Consider the following 16,849-nt stretch of genomic DNA (forward strand, 5'->3'; position numbering starts at 1 on the left):
CAAAGGCGGTTGGCGTGGTGCTTATCGCTCTGCTGTGGCGTGCAAATATCGCAAGCAGGGCAGTGCTGGGAAGCGTTAAGCAAGAGCAGTTGGCATCGGAATTTGCGCCAAGTGCTGTCGGGTCCGCAGGTCGGGCCGGGGCGGCCAAGGTTGAGAAACCCTGCTAGGGTTTCGTGGCGCAAACCACAAATTAGGTCGCAATATAGGGCGCTGCCCAGCATTGCTCCTTACGTGTAGTAGGGAAGCGGCTGGGCTCTGCGCAATATCGGTGGGCTGGGCGTGCAGCCCATTTTTTTTGAGTATATGGCTGATTTATTCGCATTGACCGAAGAGGCTCTGGCCGGCATGGACGTCGAACTCGTGGACGTCGAGCGTGCCGCCCTGGGCCTTTTGCGCGTAACGATCGATCGGGTCGGCGGTGTGCGCATCGAAGACTGTGAACAGGTGTCTCGCCAATTGTCGCGGGTGTTTGAAGTCGAAAACGTCGACTACAAGCGCCTGGAAGTGGGCTCGCCGGGCATTGACCGCCCGCTGCGCAACGAGGCTGAGTTCCGGCGCTTTGCTGGCGAGCGCATCGAGATCAAGCTGCGCGAGGCATTAGACGGACGTAAGGTCTTCTCCGGCACGTTGACCGTGCCTGAAGACGACGCCGCCGCCTCGGACGCTGCTGCTGGGATGCACAAGACCGTCTTCGGTCTCGAATTTGAGGCAAAAAAGAACGACATCCAGGTGTTGAATTTCACGGTCGATGATATCGAGCGTGCAAAACTGGACCCCGTTCTGGATTTCAAGGGCAAAAAGCGATGAGTCGCGAAATTCTTCTGTTGGTCGATGCCTTGGCGCGTGAAAAGAACGTCACGCGTGACGTCGTGTTCGGCGCACTGGAAAGTGCGCTGGCCTCGGCCATGAAAAAGCGCTTCAAGGATGATGCGGACATTCGTGTCGCCATCGATAGGGAAACCGGCGATCACGAAGGCTTCCGCCGCTGGCTGGTGGTGCCGGACGAAGCCGGCCTGCAAGAACCCGACAAGCAGGAAATGCTGTCGGATGCGGTGGAAATCGTTCCTGGCATCCAGGAAGGCGAATACATCGAAGAGCCGCTTGAACCCATCGAGTTCGGCCGTATCGGCGCGCAGGCGGCCAAGCAGGCCATTCTGCAAAAGATCCGTGACGCCGAGCGCGAACAGGTGCTGAACGACTTCCTGGATCGTGGCGAAACCATTGTGTCCGGCACGATCAAGCGCATGGACAAGGGCGACGCCATTGTCGAAACCGGCAAGATCGAAGCGCGCCTGCCCCGTTCCGAGATGATTCCGAAGGAAAACCTCCGGGTCGCCGACCGCGTCCGCGCCTTTGTGTTGCGTGTTGACCACGCCGCGCGTGGCCAGCAAGTGATTCTGTCGCGCACCTCGCCCGAGTTCATCCGCCAGTTGTTCGAGAACGAAGTTCCGGAAATCGAGCAGGGTCTGCTCGAGATCAAGGCTGCGGCCCGTGATGCGGGTGTGCGTGCGAAGATCGCCGTCGTGGCATACGATAAGCGGATCGATCCCATCGGCACGTGTGTCGGCATGCGTGGTTCGCGTGTTACCGCCGTGCGCAATGAGTTGGGCGGCGAGCAGGTTGATATCGTGTTGTGGTCGGAAGACCCCGCGCAGTTTGTCATCGGCGCGCTGGCGCCGGCCAACGTCGAATCGATCGTCGTTGATGAAGACAAGCATGCGATGGACGTCGTCGTCGACGAAGAAAACCTGCCCAAGGCGATCGGCGCCAAGGGTCAGAACGTGCGCCTGGCGTCCGAACTGACCGGCTGGCAGATCAACATCATGACGCCGGAAGAAAGCCTGAACCGCCAGGAAGTCGAGCGGTCGGGTCTGCGCGCCACGTTCATGAGCAAGCTGGACGTTGACGAGGAAGTCGCTGACATCCTGATCGACGAAGGTTTTACCGGTATCGAGGAAATCGCTTACGTGCCCATGCAGGAACTGCTGGAAATCGAAGCGTTTGACGAAGACACCATTAATGAATTGCGCGCCCGTGCCCGCAATGCGTTGCTGACTGAGGCCATTGCCCAGGAAGAGCGCCTTGAGACCGCACAGGATTTGCTTGAACTCGAAGGCATGACGCAAGAGCTGGCTGGCAAGCTGGCCGAGCGTCAAGTGCATACGCGTGATGATCTGGCCGAATTGGCAACGGACGAACTGGCGGAAATCGCCGGCTTGACCGAGCAGGAAGCCAGCGACCTCATCATGCGTGCCCGCGCCCATTGGTTCGACGAAGAATAACCAAAAGGACACGGGTCTGCGGTGGGTAGTGCTGGTTTTGTCCACCGCAAGTTCACGTTGTTTGTAATAGCTGCATATAGGGAAGAGAGAGCCTAATGTCGAGTAACACCGTCGCCCAGTTCGCTACCGAGCTGAAAATGCCTGCCAATGTGCTGCTGGATCAGCTGCGCTCGGCTGGTGTTGACCTCAAATCGGTTGACGATTCCGTCACCGACAGCGACAAGGCGAAATTGCTCGAATCGCTGCGTCGCGCCCACGGCGCGACCGAAGGCAAGAAGATCACCCTGACGCGCCGCCAAACGTCCGAGATCCGGCAGGCTGACGCCACCGGCCGCTCGCGCACGATTCAGGTCGAAGTGCGCAAGAAGCGCGTGTTCGTCAAGCGTGATCCCTCCGAAATCGCCCTGGAGCAGGCCGCGTCCGCGCGTGCTGATGAAGAAGTCTCCGTCGAAGAAGAGCAGCAGGTGTCCGCGCCGGCTGCACCCGAGGCGCCTGCCGTGGTCGAGCCCCGCGAGACCACTCCCGTGCAGGCGGAGGCTGCGGCCCCCGCTGAATCGGCAGAGCCCGTTGCTGTAGAAGCGCCCGCGCCGGTTGAAGCGCCCGCGCCTGTTGAATCCGTCGCGGCCGAAGTGCCCGCCACCGTCGAGGCGCAAGCCGCCGACGTTCAGGCCCAGCCTGAACCCGAACCGACGCCGGCGCCTGCTCCTGCCGAGCCCGTGGCCGAAGAGGCCAAGCCCGAAGTTAAGACTGAATCCACCGAGCCCAAGGCTGAAGAAGCCAAGCCGGAACCTGTTGTGCTAGCTAATAAGTCCGAAACACCTTCCCCCCAGGCCAATGCGCCGATCGCCCAGGCTCAGCCTGCTGCGAAGTCCGAACCCGTGAAACCCGCCGCCAAGCCCGAGGCCGCCGCGCCTGCCGCTCCTGCTGCGGCCGCCGCACCGGCGCCCGCCGCCCGCGTGGGCAATCGCGCCGACAACCGCCGCGCTGGCCCGCCGCTCGCCGCCTCCGCTACGTCGGGTGGCCGCGATGAGGCCCGCCGCGCCGCCGAAGCCGAAGCCGCTGCCCTGCGCGAGATGCTGAACCGTCCGCGCAAGGTGCTGCGCGCCCCCGAGCCGGAGGCGCCTGCCGCCGCCGCTGCGCCGATTTCGGGCACGCTGCACAAGCCGGCTGGCAAGCCGGGTGCAACGCCTGGCGCCAAGAAGGACGCCAAGCCGGCCGCTCCTGGCACGAAGAAGACCATCAAGACCGCCGAAGTCGCTTCGACCTGGTCCGATGACGCGTCGCGCAAGAAGCCCGCCGACAAGCCGGCAGCCCCGGCTAGCCGTGATGGCTGGCGCGCAGGCGGCAAGGGTGGTGGCAAGGGCGGCGGCCGTGGTGGCCGCAACCAGCAGAACGACCGCCGCAACGAGCCGGCACCCGCAGAATTCATCGCACGTGAAGTTCACGTGCCGGAAACCATCAGCGTGGCCGACCTGGCGCACAAGATGTCCGTGAAGGCCGCAGAAGTCATCAAGCAATTGATGAAGCTGGGCCAGATGGTCACCATCAACCAGGTGCTGGACCAGGAAACGGCCATGATCGTGGTCGAGGAACTGGGCCACGTGGCTATCGCCGCCAAGCTGGATGACCCGGAAGCCTTCCTGGACGAAACCGCGACCGTCTCCGAAGCCGAGCAACTGCCTCGCGCTCCGGTCGTGACCGTCATGGGCCACGTCGACCACGGCAAGACCTCGCTGCTGGATTACATCCGCCGCGCCAAGGTTGCCGCGGGCGAAGCCGGCGGCATTACGCAGCACATCGGCGCCTACCACGTTCAGACCGAACGCGGCATGGTGACCTTCCTTGACACCCCGGGCCACGAGGCGTTCACCGCCATGCGTGCCCGCGGCGCCAAGGCGACCGACATCGTCATCCTGGTGGTGGCTTCCGACGACGGCGTAATGCCGCAAACGCGTGAAGCGATCCACCATGCCAAGGCTGCGGGCGTGCCCATGGTCGTGGCCGTGACCAAGATCGACAAGCCGTCGGCCAACCCGGATCGCGTCAAGCAGGAACTGGTTGCCGAACAGGTTGTGCCGGAAGAATACGGCGGCGACGTGCCGTTCGTGGGTGTGTCCGCCAAGACCGGCGAAGGCATCGACGATCTGCTCGAAAACGTGCTGCTGCAAGCCGAAGTGCTGGAACTGAAGGCGCCGGAAGACGCACCCGCCAAGGGTCTGGTCATCGAAGCCCGTCTGGACAAGGGCCGCGGCCCGGTCGCGACGATTCTGGTGCAAAGCGGCACGCTCAAGCGCGGCGACGTCGTGCTGGCCGGCGCAAGCTTTGGCCGCGTGCGCGCCATGCTGGACGAAAACGGCAAGCCGATTCAATCGGCCGGCCCGTCGATCCCGGTGGAAATCCAGGGTCTGACCGAAGTCCCGGCCGCCGGCGACGAGCTGATGGCGCTGTCCGACGAGCGCAAGGCGCGCGAAATCGCGCTGTTCCGCCAAGGCAAGTTCCGCGACGTCAAGCTGGCCCGCCAACAGGCCGCCAAGCTGGAATCGATGTTCGACAACCTGGGCGAGGGCACGCAAACGCTCACGCTTATCGTCAAGACCGACGTGCAAGGTTCGCAGGAAGCGCTGGTGCAGTCGCTGGTCAAGCTGTCGACCGACGAAGTCCGTGTGCAAGTGGTGCACGCGGCCGTTGGCGGCATCTCGGAAACCGACATCAACCTGGCTATCGCCTCGAACGCTGTCGTGATCGGCTTTAACGTGCGTGCGGAAGCAAGCGCCAAGAAGCTGGCCGAAAACAACGGCATCGATGTGCGCTACTACAACATCATCTATGACGCCGTGGATGAAGTGAAGGCAGCCATGTCGGGCATGCTGGCGCCCGAGAAGAAAGAAGAAATCATCGGCCTGGTCGAAATCCGTGAGGTCTACAGCATCTCGCGTCTCGGCAACATCGCCGGTTGTATGGTGCTTGACGGCATCGTCCGCCGCGATTCCCAGGTACGCCTGCTGCGCAACAACGTCGTTCACTGGACCGGGCATCTCGAATCGCTGCGCCGCTTCAAGGACGACGTCAAGGAAGTCAAGTCGGGCTTCGATTGCGGTCTTACGCTGCGCGGCAACAATGACATCCAGGTGGGTGACCAGCTGGAAGTCTTTGAAATCAAGGAAATCGCGCGTACGCTGTAAAGCGTCGCGAGGCATTATTGCTAATGAGCCGTCACAAGTCCAAAGCCATCCCCGGCCGCAATCTGCGGCTGGCCGACCAGATCCAAAAGGATCTGGCCGAGATCATCCAGCGCGAAATCGATATGTCTCGCGCTGGCCTGATCACGCTCTCCGGTGTGGAATTGTCGACCGACTACGCGCATGCCAAGGTGTGGTTCACGGTGTTGGGCGCTGAGCCCGAAGCCGCGACCGCCTTGCTGAACGAAAAAGCCGGTTGGCTGCATTCTCAGCTTTACAAGCTGCTGCACATTCACACTGTCCCCACTTTGCGTTTCTTCCACGACGAGCAAATTGCCCGTGGTATCGAAATGTCGATCCTCATCGACCGCGCAAACCGGCCCGGCCCGCACTCGGGCGTGCCCGACGAACCTGAAGACCAGTCCTGATCGGGCTGTCGTCACTGCTTTTTCAACCGGATTTCGACGATGGCTAAACGACGCGGGCTCGCGCTCGACGGTGTGCTGTTGCTCGACAAACCCGTAGGTTTGTCGAGTAACCACGCTTTGCAACGCGCCAAACGCGCCATGGATGCGGCGAAAGCCGGTCATACGGGTACGTTGGACCCCTTCGCCACCGGCTTGCTGGTGTGCTGCATGGGTCGCGCAACTAAAATTTCCGGCGCGATGCTGAACGCCGACAAGGCATATCGCGCTACGCTGCAATTTGGCAGCGAAACCGATTCTGGCGACCTGACCGGCAATGTCGTGTCGACCGCCGAACCGGGTTTTGCCGTCGAGGAACAAGCACTGCGCGACGCGCTGTCACGTTTCTCGGGCACGATTGAACAGATTCCGCCGATGTACTCCGCGCTCAAGCGCGACGGCAAACCGTTGTACGAGTACGCGCGCGCCGGCATCGAGCTGGAACGCGCTCCGCGACAAATCACGATACACCGCATCGAGCTGTTGTCCCTTTCGGGGACGCAGGCAGAGATCGATGTGGCTTGCAGTAAAGGCACATACATCCGAACACTGGCCCAGGACATCGGGCGCGTGCTGGGCTGTTTCGCCCACCTGACGGCGCTGCGGCGCACGCATGTCGGGCCATTTTCTCTGGAACGCGCCGTTGAGCTGGAAGCCTTGCAGGCCATGCCAGACCCCAAGCAGGCATTGCTTGCACTGAACGAATTGCCGGAGGGCTTGCTGCCCTCCACCCTGACCTTAAAGGACTCGCTATGACTCGCGCCTTGCGCAACGTCGCCATCATCGCCCACGTGGACCACGGTAAAACAACCCTGGTCGACCAGCTGCTGCGCCAATCCGGCACCTTCCGCGAAAACCAGGCGCTGACCGAACGGGTCATGGACTCGAACGATCTGGAAAAAGAACGCGGCATTACGATTCTGGCCAAGAACTGTGCCGTTGAATACGAAGGCACGCACATCAACATCGTCGACACCCCGGGACACGCGGACTTCGGTGGTGAAGTCGAACGCGTGCTGTCCATGGTTGACGGCGTGCTGCTGCTGGTGGACGCCGTTGAAGGCCCGATGCCGCAGACCATCTTCGTGACGCGCAAGGCGCTGGCCCTGGGCCTGAAGCCGATCGTGGTCGTCAACAAGGTTGACCGCCCGGGCGCCCGTACCGACTTCGTCATTAACGCCACGTTCGACCTGTTCGACAAGCTGGGCGCGACCGAAGAGCAGCTGGACTTCCCGGTGGTGTACGCCTCGGGTCTGTCGGGCTACGCCGGTCTGACCCCGGACGTGCGCGAAGGCAACATGCGCCCGTTGTTCGAAGCCATTCTGCAGCACGTGCCGCAGCGTGACGACGATCCCAACGGCCCGCTGCAGATGCAAATCATCTCGCTGGACTACAACAGCTACGTCGGCAAGATCGGCGTGGGCCGCATCAACCGTGGCCGTATGCGCCCCGGCATGGAAGTGGCTTACAAGTTTGGTCCGGAAGGCCAGGGCGGCCGCGGCCGTATCAACCAGGTGCTGAAGTTCCACGGTCTGGAACGCGTGGTCGTGGATGAAGCCGAAGCCGGCGACATCGTGCTGATCAACGGTATCGAAGAACTGGGCATCGGCTGCACCGTCACCGACGTCACCACGCAAGAAGCCCTGCCGATGCTGCGCATCGACGAGCCGACGCTGACCATGAATTTCATGGTGAACACGTCGCCGCTGGCCGGCCGCGAAGGCAAATTCGTGACCAGCCGCCAAGTGCGCGACCGTCTGGACCGCGAACTGAAGTCCAACGTGGCGCTGCGTGTGCGCGACACGGGCGACGACACGGTGTTTGAAGTGTCGGGCCGTGGCGAACTGCACCTGACGATTCTGCTGGAAACGATGCGCCGCGAAGGCTACGAGCTGGCCGTGTCGCGCCCGCGCGTGGTGTTCAAGGAAGTCGACGGCGTGAAGTGCGAGCCGTTTGAATCGCTGACGATCGACGTTGAAGATGCTCACCAGGGCGGCGTCATGGAAGAGCTGGGCCGCCGCAAGGGCGACCTGCAAGACATGCAGCCGGACGGCCGTGGCCGTACCCGCCTGGAATACCTGATCCCGGCCCGTGGCCTGATCGGTTTCCAGAACGAGTTCCTGACGCTGACGCGCGGCACGGGCTTGATGAGCCACATCTTCCACGAATACGCCCCGATCAAGGAAGGCTCGATTGGCGAGCGCCGTAACGGCGTGCTGATCAGCCAGGACAACGGCGACGCCGTGGCCTACGCACTGTGGAAGCTGCAAGACCGCGGCCGCATGTTCGTGAACCCGGGCGATGCGCTGTACGAAGGCATGATCATCGGCATCCACAGCCGCGACAACGACCTGGTCGTGAACCCGATCAAGGGCAAGCAGCTGACCAACGTGCGCGCCTCGGGCACCGACGAAGCCGTGCGCCTGGTTCCGCCGATCCAGATGTCGCTGGAATACGCCGTGGAATTCATCGACGACGACGAACTCGTGGAAATCACGCCGAAGTCGATCCGTCTGCGTAAGCGTCACCTGCTGGAAAACGAACGCAAGCGCGCCGCGCGCGAAGCCGCTGTCTAAGCCACGCGGGGGCTCACGCCCCTTGCGGTTCGGCAGCAAAAGAAAAGCCGCACACCTTCGGGTGCGCGGCTTTTTTTTGCGCGTTGTTTCTGGCCGGGGAATTACACGCCGCTTTGCTGGTGCCGGTATTCCTGCGTGGCGCCGCCATAGCCATAGGCCGCAGCGCGCGCATCGATCACATGCACGTACGAGCATTCGTGGAGCTCGCCCAGAATCTCTTGGAACGCGGCGTAGATCTCCTTGATGAAGCGCGCCTTTTCGCCCTTGGTGTTGGTCTCGTCGGTGACGCTGATGTCCAGGTGGAAGGCATTCTTGCCCAGTTCCGACAGCGGCTGCCCGCCGATGAACCACAGGTCGTGCGGAATATGCTGCAACGTGATCGCGATGACGGGCAGCTTTTTTCCCAATACGGACTGGGTCAGGCTGGCGACGGATTGCACCACGCGGCGGTTGATGGCGGGGTCGGGCTGGCCCGAGAGATGAACGACGATGTGGGGCATTTTTAGCTCCTGAATGGGGAAGGGACAGGGCCAGTTTAGGTAGCCGTTTGACATCGGAAAAGCGGGAAATTACGATTTAATCCATCGATAAATCCGTTGGATAAATCATGTCGGGATTCGATCTGGACCAGCTGCGCACCCTGGTTGCCGTGCTGGATGCAGGCAGCCTGACGGCGGCCGCGCCCAAGGTGTTTCTGTCGCAGTCATCCGTCAGCGAGCAGATGCGCAAACTGGAAGACCGTGCCGGCCAGCCGCTGCTTGTGCGCGGCAAGACGGGTGTTGCGGCCACGCCCGCGGGCGAACGCCTGCTGGCGCACGCGCGCGCCATTCTGGCTTTGAGCGACGAGGCCTACCGCGACCTGCGCGGCGTGGCGCTGCAAGGCGAGCTGCGGCTGTTCATCACTGACTACTTCCGCCCTGGTGACGTGGCGCGCATGCTGCGCCGCCTGAACGAGCAATATCCGCAAGTGCGGCTGCACGTCACCATCATGAAAAGCGGCGCGATCGAGGCCGCCTATGAACGCGGCGAGATTGATGTCGGCATCTCCATGTCGATCCAGGAACGGGGCGCGCCCCGAGCCCGTGCGCAAGGCGCGCTGCTGCGCCGCGAACCGTTGCTGTGGATGGCGGCGGAAGGCGCAAGCGTGCCGCAACATGACGCCTTGCCGCTGCTGGTGTTGCCCGAAACTTGTGCGCTGCGTCAGTACGTAGAGCGCTTGCTGTGCCGCCGAGGCGTGCCCTATACCGTGTCGCATGTGGCCTCGGGCGTGGCCGGTTTGCAGCTGGCGATTTCCGCGGGGTTGGGCGTGGCCTGCCTGAATGAATCGGCGCTGGCGCCAGGCATTGCGCGCTTGCACGCGCCGGGTTTGCCGGCCTTGCCGATGGTGGAATTCCGCTTGCTGCCCGCGCGCGCGGGCGAAAGCGAATTCATCGGGCTGGCGCGCGACGCCATCATCAAAGCGATGAGCTGATCCGGCCAGCTGCCTTGATTCGCTCTGGCTTCCCGCCCGGAAATGATTGAAACTGCCGGAATCAAGCAGGACGAATCACAGGCTTTTTTCACCGAGACAGGATCATCCCTTTCACTGGAGAAGCAATGGGTGCCATCGATACACTCGCGCCGTTCATCGACGCGCGCAGCGACCGTTATGCGGACTTGAGCGACCGCATCTGGAGCCTGGCCGAGCTGCGCTACGACGAGCACAAGTCGGCCGAGCTGCACATCGCGATGCTTGAGGAAACGGGCTTTCGCATCACGCGCGACGCCGCCGGCATTCCCACTGCGTTCGTGGCCGAAGCCGGCCAAGGCGGCCCCGTCATCGCCATTCTGGGCGAGTACGACGCGCTGTCGGGCTTAAGCCAGGAAAGCGGCGCCTTTGCGTGCGCGCCGTCGCCCGAGACGCCCAATGGCAACGGCCACGGTTGCGGCCATCATCTGCTGGGTACAGCCGCCCATTTCGCCGCCGTCGCCGTCAAGGAATTCCTTGAGGCCAATCAATTGCCCGGCACGATCCGGTTTTACGGCTGTCCGGCGGAAGAGGGCGGGTCGGGCAAGACCTTCATGGCGCGCGCGGGGTTGTTTGACGATGTGGATGCGGCGCTGACGTGGCATCCGGCGTCGCACACGGGCATTTTTTATCAGTCGTCACTGGCCAACATTCAGGCCTACTTCCGCTTTCGAGGCATCGCGGCGCACGCGGCGAATTCTCCGCATCTGGGCCGCAGCGCGCTGGACGCGGTGGAGCTGATGAACGTGGGCGTGAACTATCTGCGCGAACACATGGTGCCGGATGCGCGCGTGCATTACGCCGTGACCAACAGCGGCGGCATTTCTCCCAACGTGGTGCAGGCGCGTGCCGAAGTGCTGTACCTGGTGCGCGCGCCCATCAATTCGCAGGCGGCCGAGCTGTATGAACGGGTGAAGAACGTGGCGCGCGGCGCGGCCTTGATGACCGGCTGCGAGCTGGACATTGTGTTCGACAAGGCCTGCTCCAACTACATGCCGAACCGCGTGCTGAACGAGGTGATGTACGCCAACATGCAGGCGCTGCAAGGGCCGGCGTACACGCCGGGCGAAGAGCAGGCGGCGCGCCGCATGTGGGATGCGATCAGCGAAGACGACATTGATAACGCGGGTAAAAACCTGGGCGCGGTGCTGCGCAACCCCACGCCCTTGTTCGCGGGCGTGGCGCCGTTTGACCCGGCCAAGACGGAGATCAGCTACGGCTCTACCGATGTGGGCGACGTCAGCTGGGTGACGCCCACGGCGCAGTGCTGGGGCGCTTGCTATGCCTATGGCACGCCGTTCCATTCGTGGCAGATGGTGGCGCAGGGCAAGATGTCGATGGCGCACAAGGGCATGGTGCATGCCGCGAAAATCATTGCGGCGACCGCTGCGGATTTGTATACGCAGCCCGGCGCATTGGCGCGCGCCAAGGAAGAACTGCTGGAGGCGCGCCGCGGTCAGCCTTACGTGTGCCCGATCCCGGCCGATGTCGTGCCGTCGTTCATGCGCAAGTGATGCCGGGCGGCGGGGCCGCTAGGAAATCCGGGATGTGACATGACACGCCCCGCCGCCAGGCGGCGGGGCGTGTCTGTTTTCCTGATGCGAAATCAGGCCGGCAGCGACGGCGCGTACTGCGCTTCCGAGGTGACTTTTTCGTGGAATTCCACGACGCGGCGCACGACCTTGACGGGATCATCTTCGATGATGAAAAGATCCAGGTCATGCGCGCCGATCATGCCGTTGCTCAGCACCTGGTCGCCCAGCCATTCGACCAGGCCAGACCAGTATTCGCTGCCCACCAGCACGATGGGCGCCGGCGGAACCTTGCCCGTCTGGATCAGCGTCAACGCTTCGAAGAGCTCGTCCAGGGTGCCAAACCCGCCCGGCATCGCAACGTAGGCGAAGCTGTGCATGAAAAACGTGGCCTTGCGCGAGAAGAAATATTCGAACGACAGGCTGATGGTTTGGTATTCGTTGTTGTGCGCTTCGTGCGGCAGGCTGATGTTCAGCCCGATGCTGGTGCCGCCTGCCTCGAATGCGCCCTTGTTCGCGGCCTCCATGATGCCGGGGCCGCCCCCTGCAATCACCGCAAAACCGGCGCCGGCCAGGGCGGCCGAAATCGCAACGGTAGTTTCATAGTGGGGGGAATTGCGGCTGACTCGTGCGCTGCCGAAGACGCTGACTGCGGGCCCGATGTTTGCGAGCTTGTCTGCCGCCGTCCGTATCTCTGACATAATCAGCGGAATTTGTTTGCCGGCGGGTGTTTCCATATCTGCCTTTGTAACCATGAAAAAAACCTTATTACTGGTCGACGGTTCAAGTTACTTGTACCGCGCTTTCCACGCTATGCCTGATTTGCGCAATGCGCAAGGCGAACCTACGGGTGCGCTCTACGGCGTGGTGAACATGTTGCGCAAGCTTGTATCTGACCACAAGGCAGAGTATGCCGCATGTATTTTCGATGCTCGCGGCAAGACCTTCCGGGACGACCTCTATCCCGAGTACAAGTCGCACCGTCCTCCCATGCCGGAGGACCTGGCCGCGCAGATTGAACCCATCCACCGCGCCGTGCGTGCGCTGGGCTGGCCGGTGCTGGCCATTGAAGGGGTGGAGGCCGATGACGTGATCGGCACCCTGGCCAAGCGTGCCACCGAACACGACGTGCACACCATCGTCTCTACGGGTGATAAAGACCTGGCCCAACTCGTCAACAGCCACGTCACGCTGGTCAACACCATGACGGGCGAAGTGCTGGACGAACCTGGCGTCGTCAATAAATTCGGCGTGCCTGCCGACCGCATCGTGGACTACCTGATGCTGGTGGGCGACACCGTCGACAACGTGCCGGGTGTGACCAAGGTCGGCCCGAAGACGGCCGTCAAATGGCTGACTGAATTCGGTTCCATCGACAAGCTCATCGAAGGCGCCGATGGCATCAAGGGCGTGGCGGGCAACAACCTGCGTGAAGCCATTCCGAACTTTCCGCTGACGCGCCAACTGCTGACGGTGAAGTACGACTGCGACCTGACCGGCCATGTCGAAAGCGTGGACGACCTGACCCCGCGCGCGCGCGACGACGCCACGCTGACGGAACTGTACGAGCGCTATGGTTTCCGCACCTGGCTGCGTGACCTGACGGGCGACGCCGAACGTGTGCCCACAGGCGATGCGCGCATCGCCGCCGAGGCGCCCGCAGCGCCCACTGAAATCGACTACCGCATCATTTCCGATTGGGCTGAATTCGACGCCTGGTTTGAAAAGCTGCAAGGCGCGCCGCTGGTGGCGCTGGATACCGAAACGACGTCGCTTGATCAGATGCAGGCGCGGCTCGTGGGCCTGTCGCTGGCAGTAGAGCCGGGCGTGGCCTGCTACATCCCCGTGGCCCATCGCGGCCCGGACGGCGCGACCCAACTGCCGAAAGCCGAAGTGCTGGCGCGTTTGAAGCCGTGGCTGGAAGACGCCTCGCGCGCCAAACTGCTGCATCACGCCAAGTACGACGCCCATGTGTTCGCCAACGAAGGCATCAAGCTTGCGGGCATCACCGACGACACGATGCTGCAAGCCTACGTGCTGGAATCGCATCGGGGCGTGGGGCTGAATGATCTGGCCCAGCGCTATCTGGGCCGCAGCGGCGTGTCGTATGAAGACCTGTGCGGCAAGGGCGCCAAGCAGATCGGCTTTGACGAAGTGGCGGTGGACAAGGCCGGCCATTACGCCGCCGAAGACGCGGACTTCACCTTGCAGCTGCATCAGGTGCTGCGCCCGATGGTGGCGGCCGACGAAGGCTTGAACCGCATCTACCAGCTTGAGATCCAGGTGTCGGCGGTGCTGACCACCATCGAACGCAATGGCGTGAAGGTGGATGCCGCTGAACTCGGCCAACAAAGCCACAAGCTGGGCCAGGAAATGCTGCGGCTGGAACAAAAGGCCTATGAACTGGCCGGCCAGCCGTTCAACCTGAATTCGCCCAAGCAGTTGGGCGAGATACTGTTTGAGCGCATGCAACTGCCCGTCGTGCGCAAGACCGCAAGCGGCGCGCCGTCTACGGACGAAGACGTGCTGACCAAGCTGGCGCAAGACTATCCGCTGCCGCAGGTGCTGCTGGAATATCGGGGTTTGTCCAAGCTGAAATCCACGTACACGGACAAGCTGCCGCGCATGATCAACCCGGCGACGGGGCGCGTGCATACGCGCTATTCGCAGGCGGCGGTGATCACGGGCCGCCTGGCGTCGTCTGATCCCAACTTGCAGAACATTCCGGTGCGCACCGAGGCGGGCCGCCGCGTGCGCGAAGCGTTCATCGCTGAACAGGGCATGTTGCTATCGGCGGACTATTCGCAGATTGAACTGCGCATCATGGCGCATGTGTCCGACGACGAGAACCTGCAACGCGCCTTCGCCGCGGGCGAAGACATCCACCGCGCCACGGCCTCTGAAGTGTTCGGCGTAGCCTTGCCCGATGTGTCCACCGAGCAGCGCCGCGCGGCCAAGGCCATCAACTTTGGCCTGATCTACGGCATGGGCGTATTCGGCCTGGCGTCCAACCTGGGCATCACGCGCGACGCGGCGCAGGCGTATATCGACCGCTACTTCGCCCGCTATCCCGGCGTGGCGATGTACATGGAAAACACCCGCCGCTTGGCGCGTGAGCAGGGCTACGTGGAAACGGTATTCGGCCGCCGGCTGCAATTGCCGGAAATCCGCGGGGCTTCGGGCCCGCGCCGGCAGGGCGCCGAACGGGCCGCCATCAACGCGCCCATGCAAGGCACCGCGGCTGACCTGATCAAGATGGCCATGGTGGCCGTGCAAGATTGGCTGGAAGCGGAAAAGCTGCAAACGCGCATGATCATGCAGGTGCACGATGAACTGGTGCTGGAAGCGCCGGACGCCGAGATCGACATGGTCAAGGAAGCGCTGCCCCGTTTGATGTGTGCGGTGGCCGAGCTGCGCGTGCCGCTGGTGGCCGAAGTGGGCATGGGCAAGAACTGGGAGCAGGCGCACTAAGGGCGGAAACGCTTCGCCGGCTTGACCCTCGGTGGGCCGTCTTCGGACGGCCCATTTCCGATTTTGGGATTGCAACAATATAATGTTGCGCTTCCCTCCCGCCTTTATTGCGTCCCCCAAATGTTGCTGCTCTGGGTCCTGCTTGCCACCGTAACCGGCGGGCTTATCGCCGTCTTTGTCGCCAGCTGGCTGGCCTACAGAGTGTTTGCCCAATACCTGCATCACATGGTCAGCCTGTCGGTGGGCGTGCTGTTGTCGGTGGCGCTGTTGCACCTGCTGCCCGAGGCCTTTGAGGGCGCGGTGGGTGACGCCCACGCGCTGTTCGGGCTGATGCTGGCCTCGCTGATCGGCTTCTTCGTGCTGGAGAAGATTGCGCTGCTGCGCCACAGCCATCACCACGAGGGCGACGGCCACCACCATCACAAGGGCCACGACCATCACGAAGCGGGCCGGGGCGGCATGTTGATTCTAATCGGCAGCTCGTTGCACAACCTGTGCGACGGCGTGCTGGTGGCGGCGGCCTTCCTGACCGACCCGCTGCTGGGCGTGCTGACGGCGGCGTCGATCATCGTGCATGAAGTGCCGCACAAGCTGAGCGATTTCGTCGTGCTGCTGAATGCTGGCCTGGCTCGCCGCCGGGCGTTTTCGCTGATTCTCTTCACCAGCTTGTGTTCAGCCGTGGGCGGCATAATAGGGTACTTCGTGCTGCAGCAGGCGCAGGGCTGGGTGCCGTATGTCTTGGTGGTTGCCGCCAGCAGCTTCCTCTATATCTCGGTGGCCGACCTGATGCCGCAGATGCACGAACGGGTATCCCTTTCGGATGCCGTCCCGCAATTGCTGCTGGTAGGCGTGGGCGTGGCGCTGATCTACAGCGTCACGACTCTGATGCACCATGGACACGAGCACGGGGCCGACGCCGGCCACGGCGCGCCCCATGCGGAGCACGCTCACCCGCACTAGGGCGCGCGGACGGGATGCCCGGCCGTCTTCGATTCCACCCTAGGAGTGTGCCCATGAGTTTTTCCGCCGCCGCCGGTAACGTCGCGCCCACCGTCATCCATACCGACACGGATGGATTGGTCCACGGAGACTTCAAACTGCCCGTGGCCGATGGTTCCATCGCCGCCTATTACGCAGCGCCTGAAGGCCGCCGTGACCTGCCCATCGTGCTGGTGGTGCAAGAGATCTTCGGCGTGCACGAGCACATCAAGGATTTGTGCCGCCGCATCGCCAAGGCCGGCTACCTGGCCGTTGCCGCCAACCTGTATGAACGCCAGGGCGACGCCTCCGTCTACACCGACATCCCGAAACTCATCGCCGAGCTGGTCAGCAAAGTGCCCGACGAGCAGGTGTTTGCAGACCTGGACGCCAGCGTGGCCTGGGCCGCGCAGAACGGCGGCGACGCCAAGCGTGTGGCCGTGACGGGCTTTTGCTGGGGCGGCCGCTTGACCTGGATGTACGCCGCGCACAACCCCGATGTGAAGGCGGGCGTGGCCTGGTACGGCAAGCTGAGCGTGGGCCACGGCCCGCTGATCAAGCGCGTGGCCTTCGACGTGGTCAACGAACTGCACGGCCCCGTGCTGGGCTTGTATGGCGCGAAGGACGCCAGCATTCCGCTGGCCGACATCGAAACGATGAAGACGAAACTGGCCGCGGGCAACGCCGCCGCCAAGCAGTCAGAGTTCGTGGTGTACCCGGATGCCGACCATGCGTTCCTGGCGGACTACCGGGCCAGCTACAAGCCGGAAGCGGCGAAAGATGGCTGGAGCCGGATGCTCGCCTGGTTCCAGCGCTATCTGTAGGGATAAAAAAAACCGGCCCAAGGGCCGGTTTTTTTA

At 62.9% G+C, this 16,849-nt stretch carries 13 protein-coding genes; 11 read left to right on the forward strand and 2 right to left on the reverse strand.

Annotated features, from left to right (window positions below; genetic code table 11):
• The first annotated feature begins 303 nt into the window (after positions 1-303).
• The 6 genes from rimP (at position 304) to typA (ending at position 8,501) form a co-directional block, all read left to right on the forward strand.
• The gene (gene rimP / locus ACFZAI_RS11035; RefSeq protein WP_391566919.1) at positions 304-807 is read left to right on the forward strand and encodes a ribosome maturation factor RimP; all 504 of its coding nucleotides are present in this window, start codon (positions 304-306) and stop codon (positions 805-807) included.
• A complete protein-coding gene (nusA, locus tag ACFZAI_RS11040; RefSeq protein ID WP_006225085.1) occupies positions 804-2,282 on the forward strand; it encodes a transcription termination factor NusA in 1,479 nt (492 codons plus the stop codon). The genes rimP and nusA overlap by 4 nt, the downstream gene beginning before the upstream one ends.
• Positions 2,283-2,377: 95 nt before the next feature.
• Positions 2,378-5,464, forward strand: coding sequence for a translation initiation factor IF-2 (infB, locus tag ACFZAI_RS11045; RefSeq protein WP_391566920.1), 3,087 nt, complete (start codon positions 2,378-2,380; stop codon positions 5,462-5,464).
• A gap of 23 nt (positions 5,465-5,487) precedes the next feature.
• The gene (gene rbfA / locus ACFZAI_RS11050; protein ID WP_006218273.1) at positions 5,488-5,889 is read left to right on the forward strand and encodes a 30S ribosome-binding factor RbfA; all 402 of its coding nucleotides are present in this window, start codon (positions 5,488-5,490) and stop codon (positions 5,887-5,889) included.
• Between the two features lie 39 nt (positions 5,890-5,928).
• Complete coding sequence (gene truB, locus ACFZAI_RS11055) at positions 5,929-6,681, forward strand: tRNA pseudouridine(55) synthase TruB (protein ID WP_054423615.1); 753 nt, start codon at positions 5,929-5,931, stop codon at positions 6,679-6,681.
• Entirely contained in the window at positions 6,678-8,501 is a 1,824-nt protein-coding gene (gene typA / locus ACFZAI_RS11060) for a translational GTPase TypA (protein ID WP_391566921.1), read from the forward strand. Before truB ends, typA begins: the two co-directional genes overlap by 4 nt.
• Before the next feature lie 101 nt (positions 8,502-8,602).
• Here typA and ACFZAI_RS11065 read toward each other — a convergent pair whose 3' ends face one another.
• Complete coding sequence (locus tag ACFZAI_RS11065; RefSeq protein WP_391566922.1) at positions 8,603-9,001, reverse strand: 4-oxalocrotonate tautomerase family protein; 399 nt, start codon at positions 8,999-9,001, stop codon at positions 8,603-8,605.
• Between the two features lie 107 nt (positions 9,002-9,108).
• Here ACFZAI_RS11065 and ACFZAI_RS11070 point away from each other — a divergent pair, with 107 nt between their 5' ends.
• Together ACFZAI_RS11070 and ACFZAI_RS11075 are read left to right on the forward strand one after the other, a co-directional pair.
• Positions 9,109-9,972, forward strand: a complete 864-nt coding sequence (locus ACFZAI_RS11070) for a LysR family transcriptional regulator (protein ID WP_391566923.1) — start codon at positions 9,109-9,111, stop codon at positions 9,970-9,972.
• A gap of 125 nt (positions 9,973-10,097) precedes the next feature.
• Complete coding sequence (locus ACFZAI_RS11075) at positions 10,098-11,522, forward strand: M20 family metallopeptidase (RefSeq protein ID WP_391566924.1); 1,425 nt, start codon at positions 10,098-10,100, stop codon at positions 11,520-11,522.
• 92 nt (positions 11,523-11,614) lie between these two features.
• Here ACFZAI_RS11075 and ACFZAI_RS11080 read toward each other — a convergent pair whose 3' ends face one another.
• Positions 11,615-12,241 (reverse strand): TIGR00730 family Rossman fold protein, encoded by a 627-nt coding sequence (locus ACFZAI_RS11080; protein WP_391567106.1) that lies wholly within the window; start codon positions 12,239-12,241, stop codon positions 11,615-11,617.
• A 52-nt stretch (positions 12,242-12,293) separates the two neighbouring features.
• Here ACFZAI_RS11080 and polA point away from each other — a divergent pair, with 52 nt between their 5' ends.
• The 3 genes from polA to ACFZAI_RS11095 all read left to right on the forward strand — a co-directional run bounded on the left by polA (position 12,294) and on the right by ACFZAI_RS11095 (position 16,813).
• Entirely contained in the window at positions 12,294-15,011 is a 2,718-nt protein-coding gene (polA, locus tag ACFZAI_RS11085; protein WP_391566925.1) for a DNA polymerase I, read from the forward strand.
• Between the two features lie 120 nt (positions 15,012-15,131).
• Entirely contained in the window at positions 15,132-15,971 is an 840-nt protein-coding gene (locus ACFZAI_RS11090) for a ZIP family metal transporter (protein WP_391566926.1), read from the forward strand.
• A 53-nt stretch (positions 15,972-16,024) separates the two neighbouring features.
• On the forward strand, positions 16,025-16,813 hold the full coding sequence (locus tag ACFZAI_RS11095) for a dienelactone hydrolase family protein (RefSeq protein WP_391566927.1): 789 nt from the start codon (positions 16,025-16,027) through the stop codon (positions 16,811-16,813).
• Positions 16,814-16,849 lie beyond the last annotated feature (36 nt).

The sequence above is a fragment of the Achromobacter sp. NPDC008082 genome, assembly GCF_042957345.1.
Lineage (GTDB): Bacteria > Pseudomonadota > Gammaproteobacteria > Burkholderiales > Burkholderiaceae_B > Achromobacter > Achromobacter kerstersii_A.

What these genes read in the sequence shown, in the direction of transcription:
- ACFZAI_RS11080 (WP_391567106.1), bottom strand. Translation starts at nt 12,241, where the DNA reads ATGTCAGAGATACGGACGGCGGCAGACAAGCTCGCAAACATCGGGCCC.
- typA (WP_391566921.1), top strand. Translation starts at nt 6,678, where the DNA reads ATGACTCGCGCCTTGCGCAACGTCGCCATCATCGCCCACGTGGACCAC.
- nusA (WP_006225085.1), top strand. Translation starts at nt 804, where the DNA reads ATGAGTCGCGAAATTCTTCTGTTGGTCGATGCCTTGGCGCGTGAAAAG.
- ACFZAI_RS11065 (WP_391566922.1), bottom strand. Translation starts at nt 9,001, where the DNA reads ATGCCCCACATCGTCGTTCATCTCTCGGGCCAGCCCGACCCCGCCATC.
- infB (WP_391566920.1), top strand. Translation starts at nt 2,378, where the DNA reads ATGTCGAGTAACACCGTCGCCCAGTTCGCTACCGAGCTGAAAATGCCT.
- rimP (WP_391566919.1), top strand. Translation starts at nt 304, where the DNA reads ATGGCTGATTTATTCGCATTGACCGAAGAGGCTCTGGCCGGCATGGAC.
- ACFZAI_RS11090 (WP_391566926.1), top strand. Translation starts at nt 15,132, where the DNA reads ATGTTGCTGCTCTGGGTCCTGCTTGCCACCGTAACCGGCGGGCTTATC.
- rbfA (WP_006218273.1), top strand. Translation starts at nt 5,488, where the DNA reads ATGAGCCGTCACAAGTCCAAAGCCATCCCCGGCCGCAATCTGCGGCTG.
- truB (WP_054423615.1), top strand. Translation starts at nt 5,929, where the DNA reads ATGGCTAAACGACGCGGGCTCGCGCTCGACGGTGTGCTGTTGCTCGAC.
- ACFZAI_RS11095 (WP_391566927.1), top strand. Translation starts at nt 16,025, where the DNA reads ATGAGTTTTTCCGCCGCCGCCGGTAACGTCGCGCCCACCGTCATCCAT.
- ACFZAI_RS11070 (WP_391566923.1), top strand. Translation starts at nt 9,109, where the DNA reads ATGTCGGGATTCGATCTGGACCAGCTGCGCACCCTGGTTGCCGTGCTG.
- polA (WP_391566925.1), top strand. Translation starts at nt 12,294, where the DNA reads ATGAAAAAAACCTTATTACTGGTCGACGGTTCAAGTTACTTGTACCGC.
- ACFZAI_RS11075 (WP_391566924.1), top strand. Translation starts at nt 10,098, where the DNA reads ATGGGTGCCATCGATACACTCGCGCCGTTCATCGACGCGCGCAGCGAC.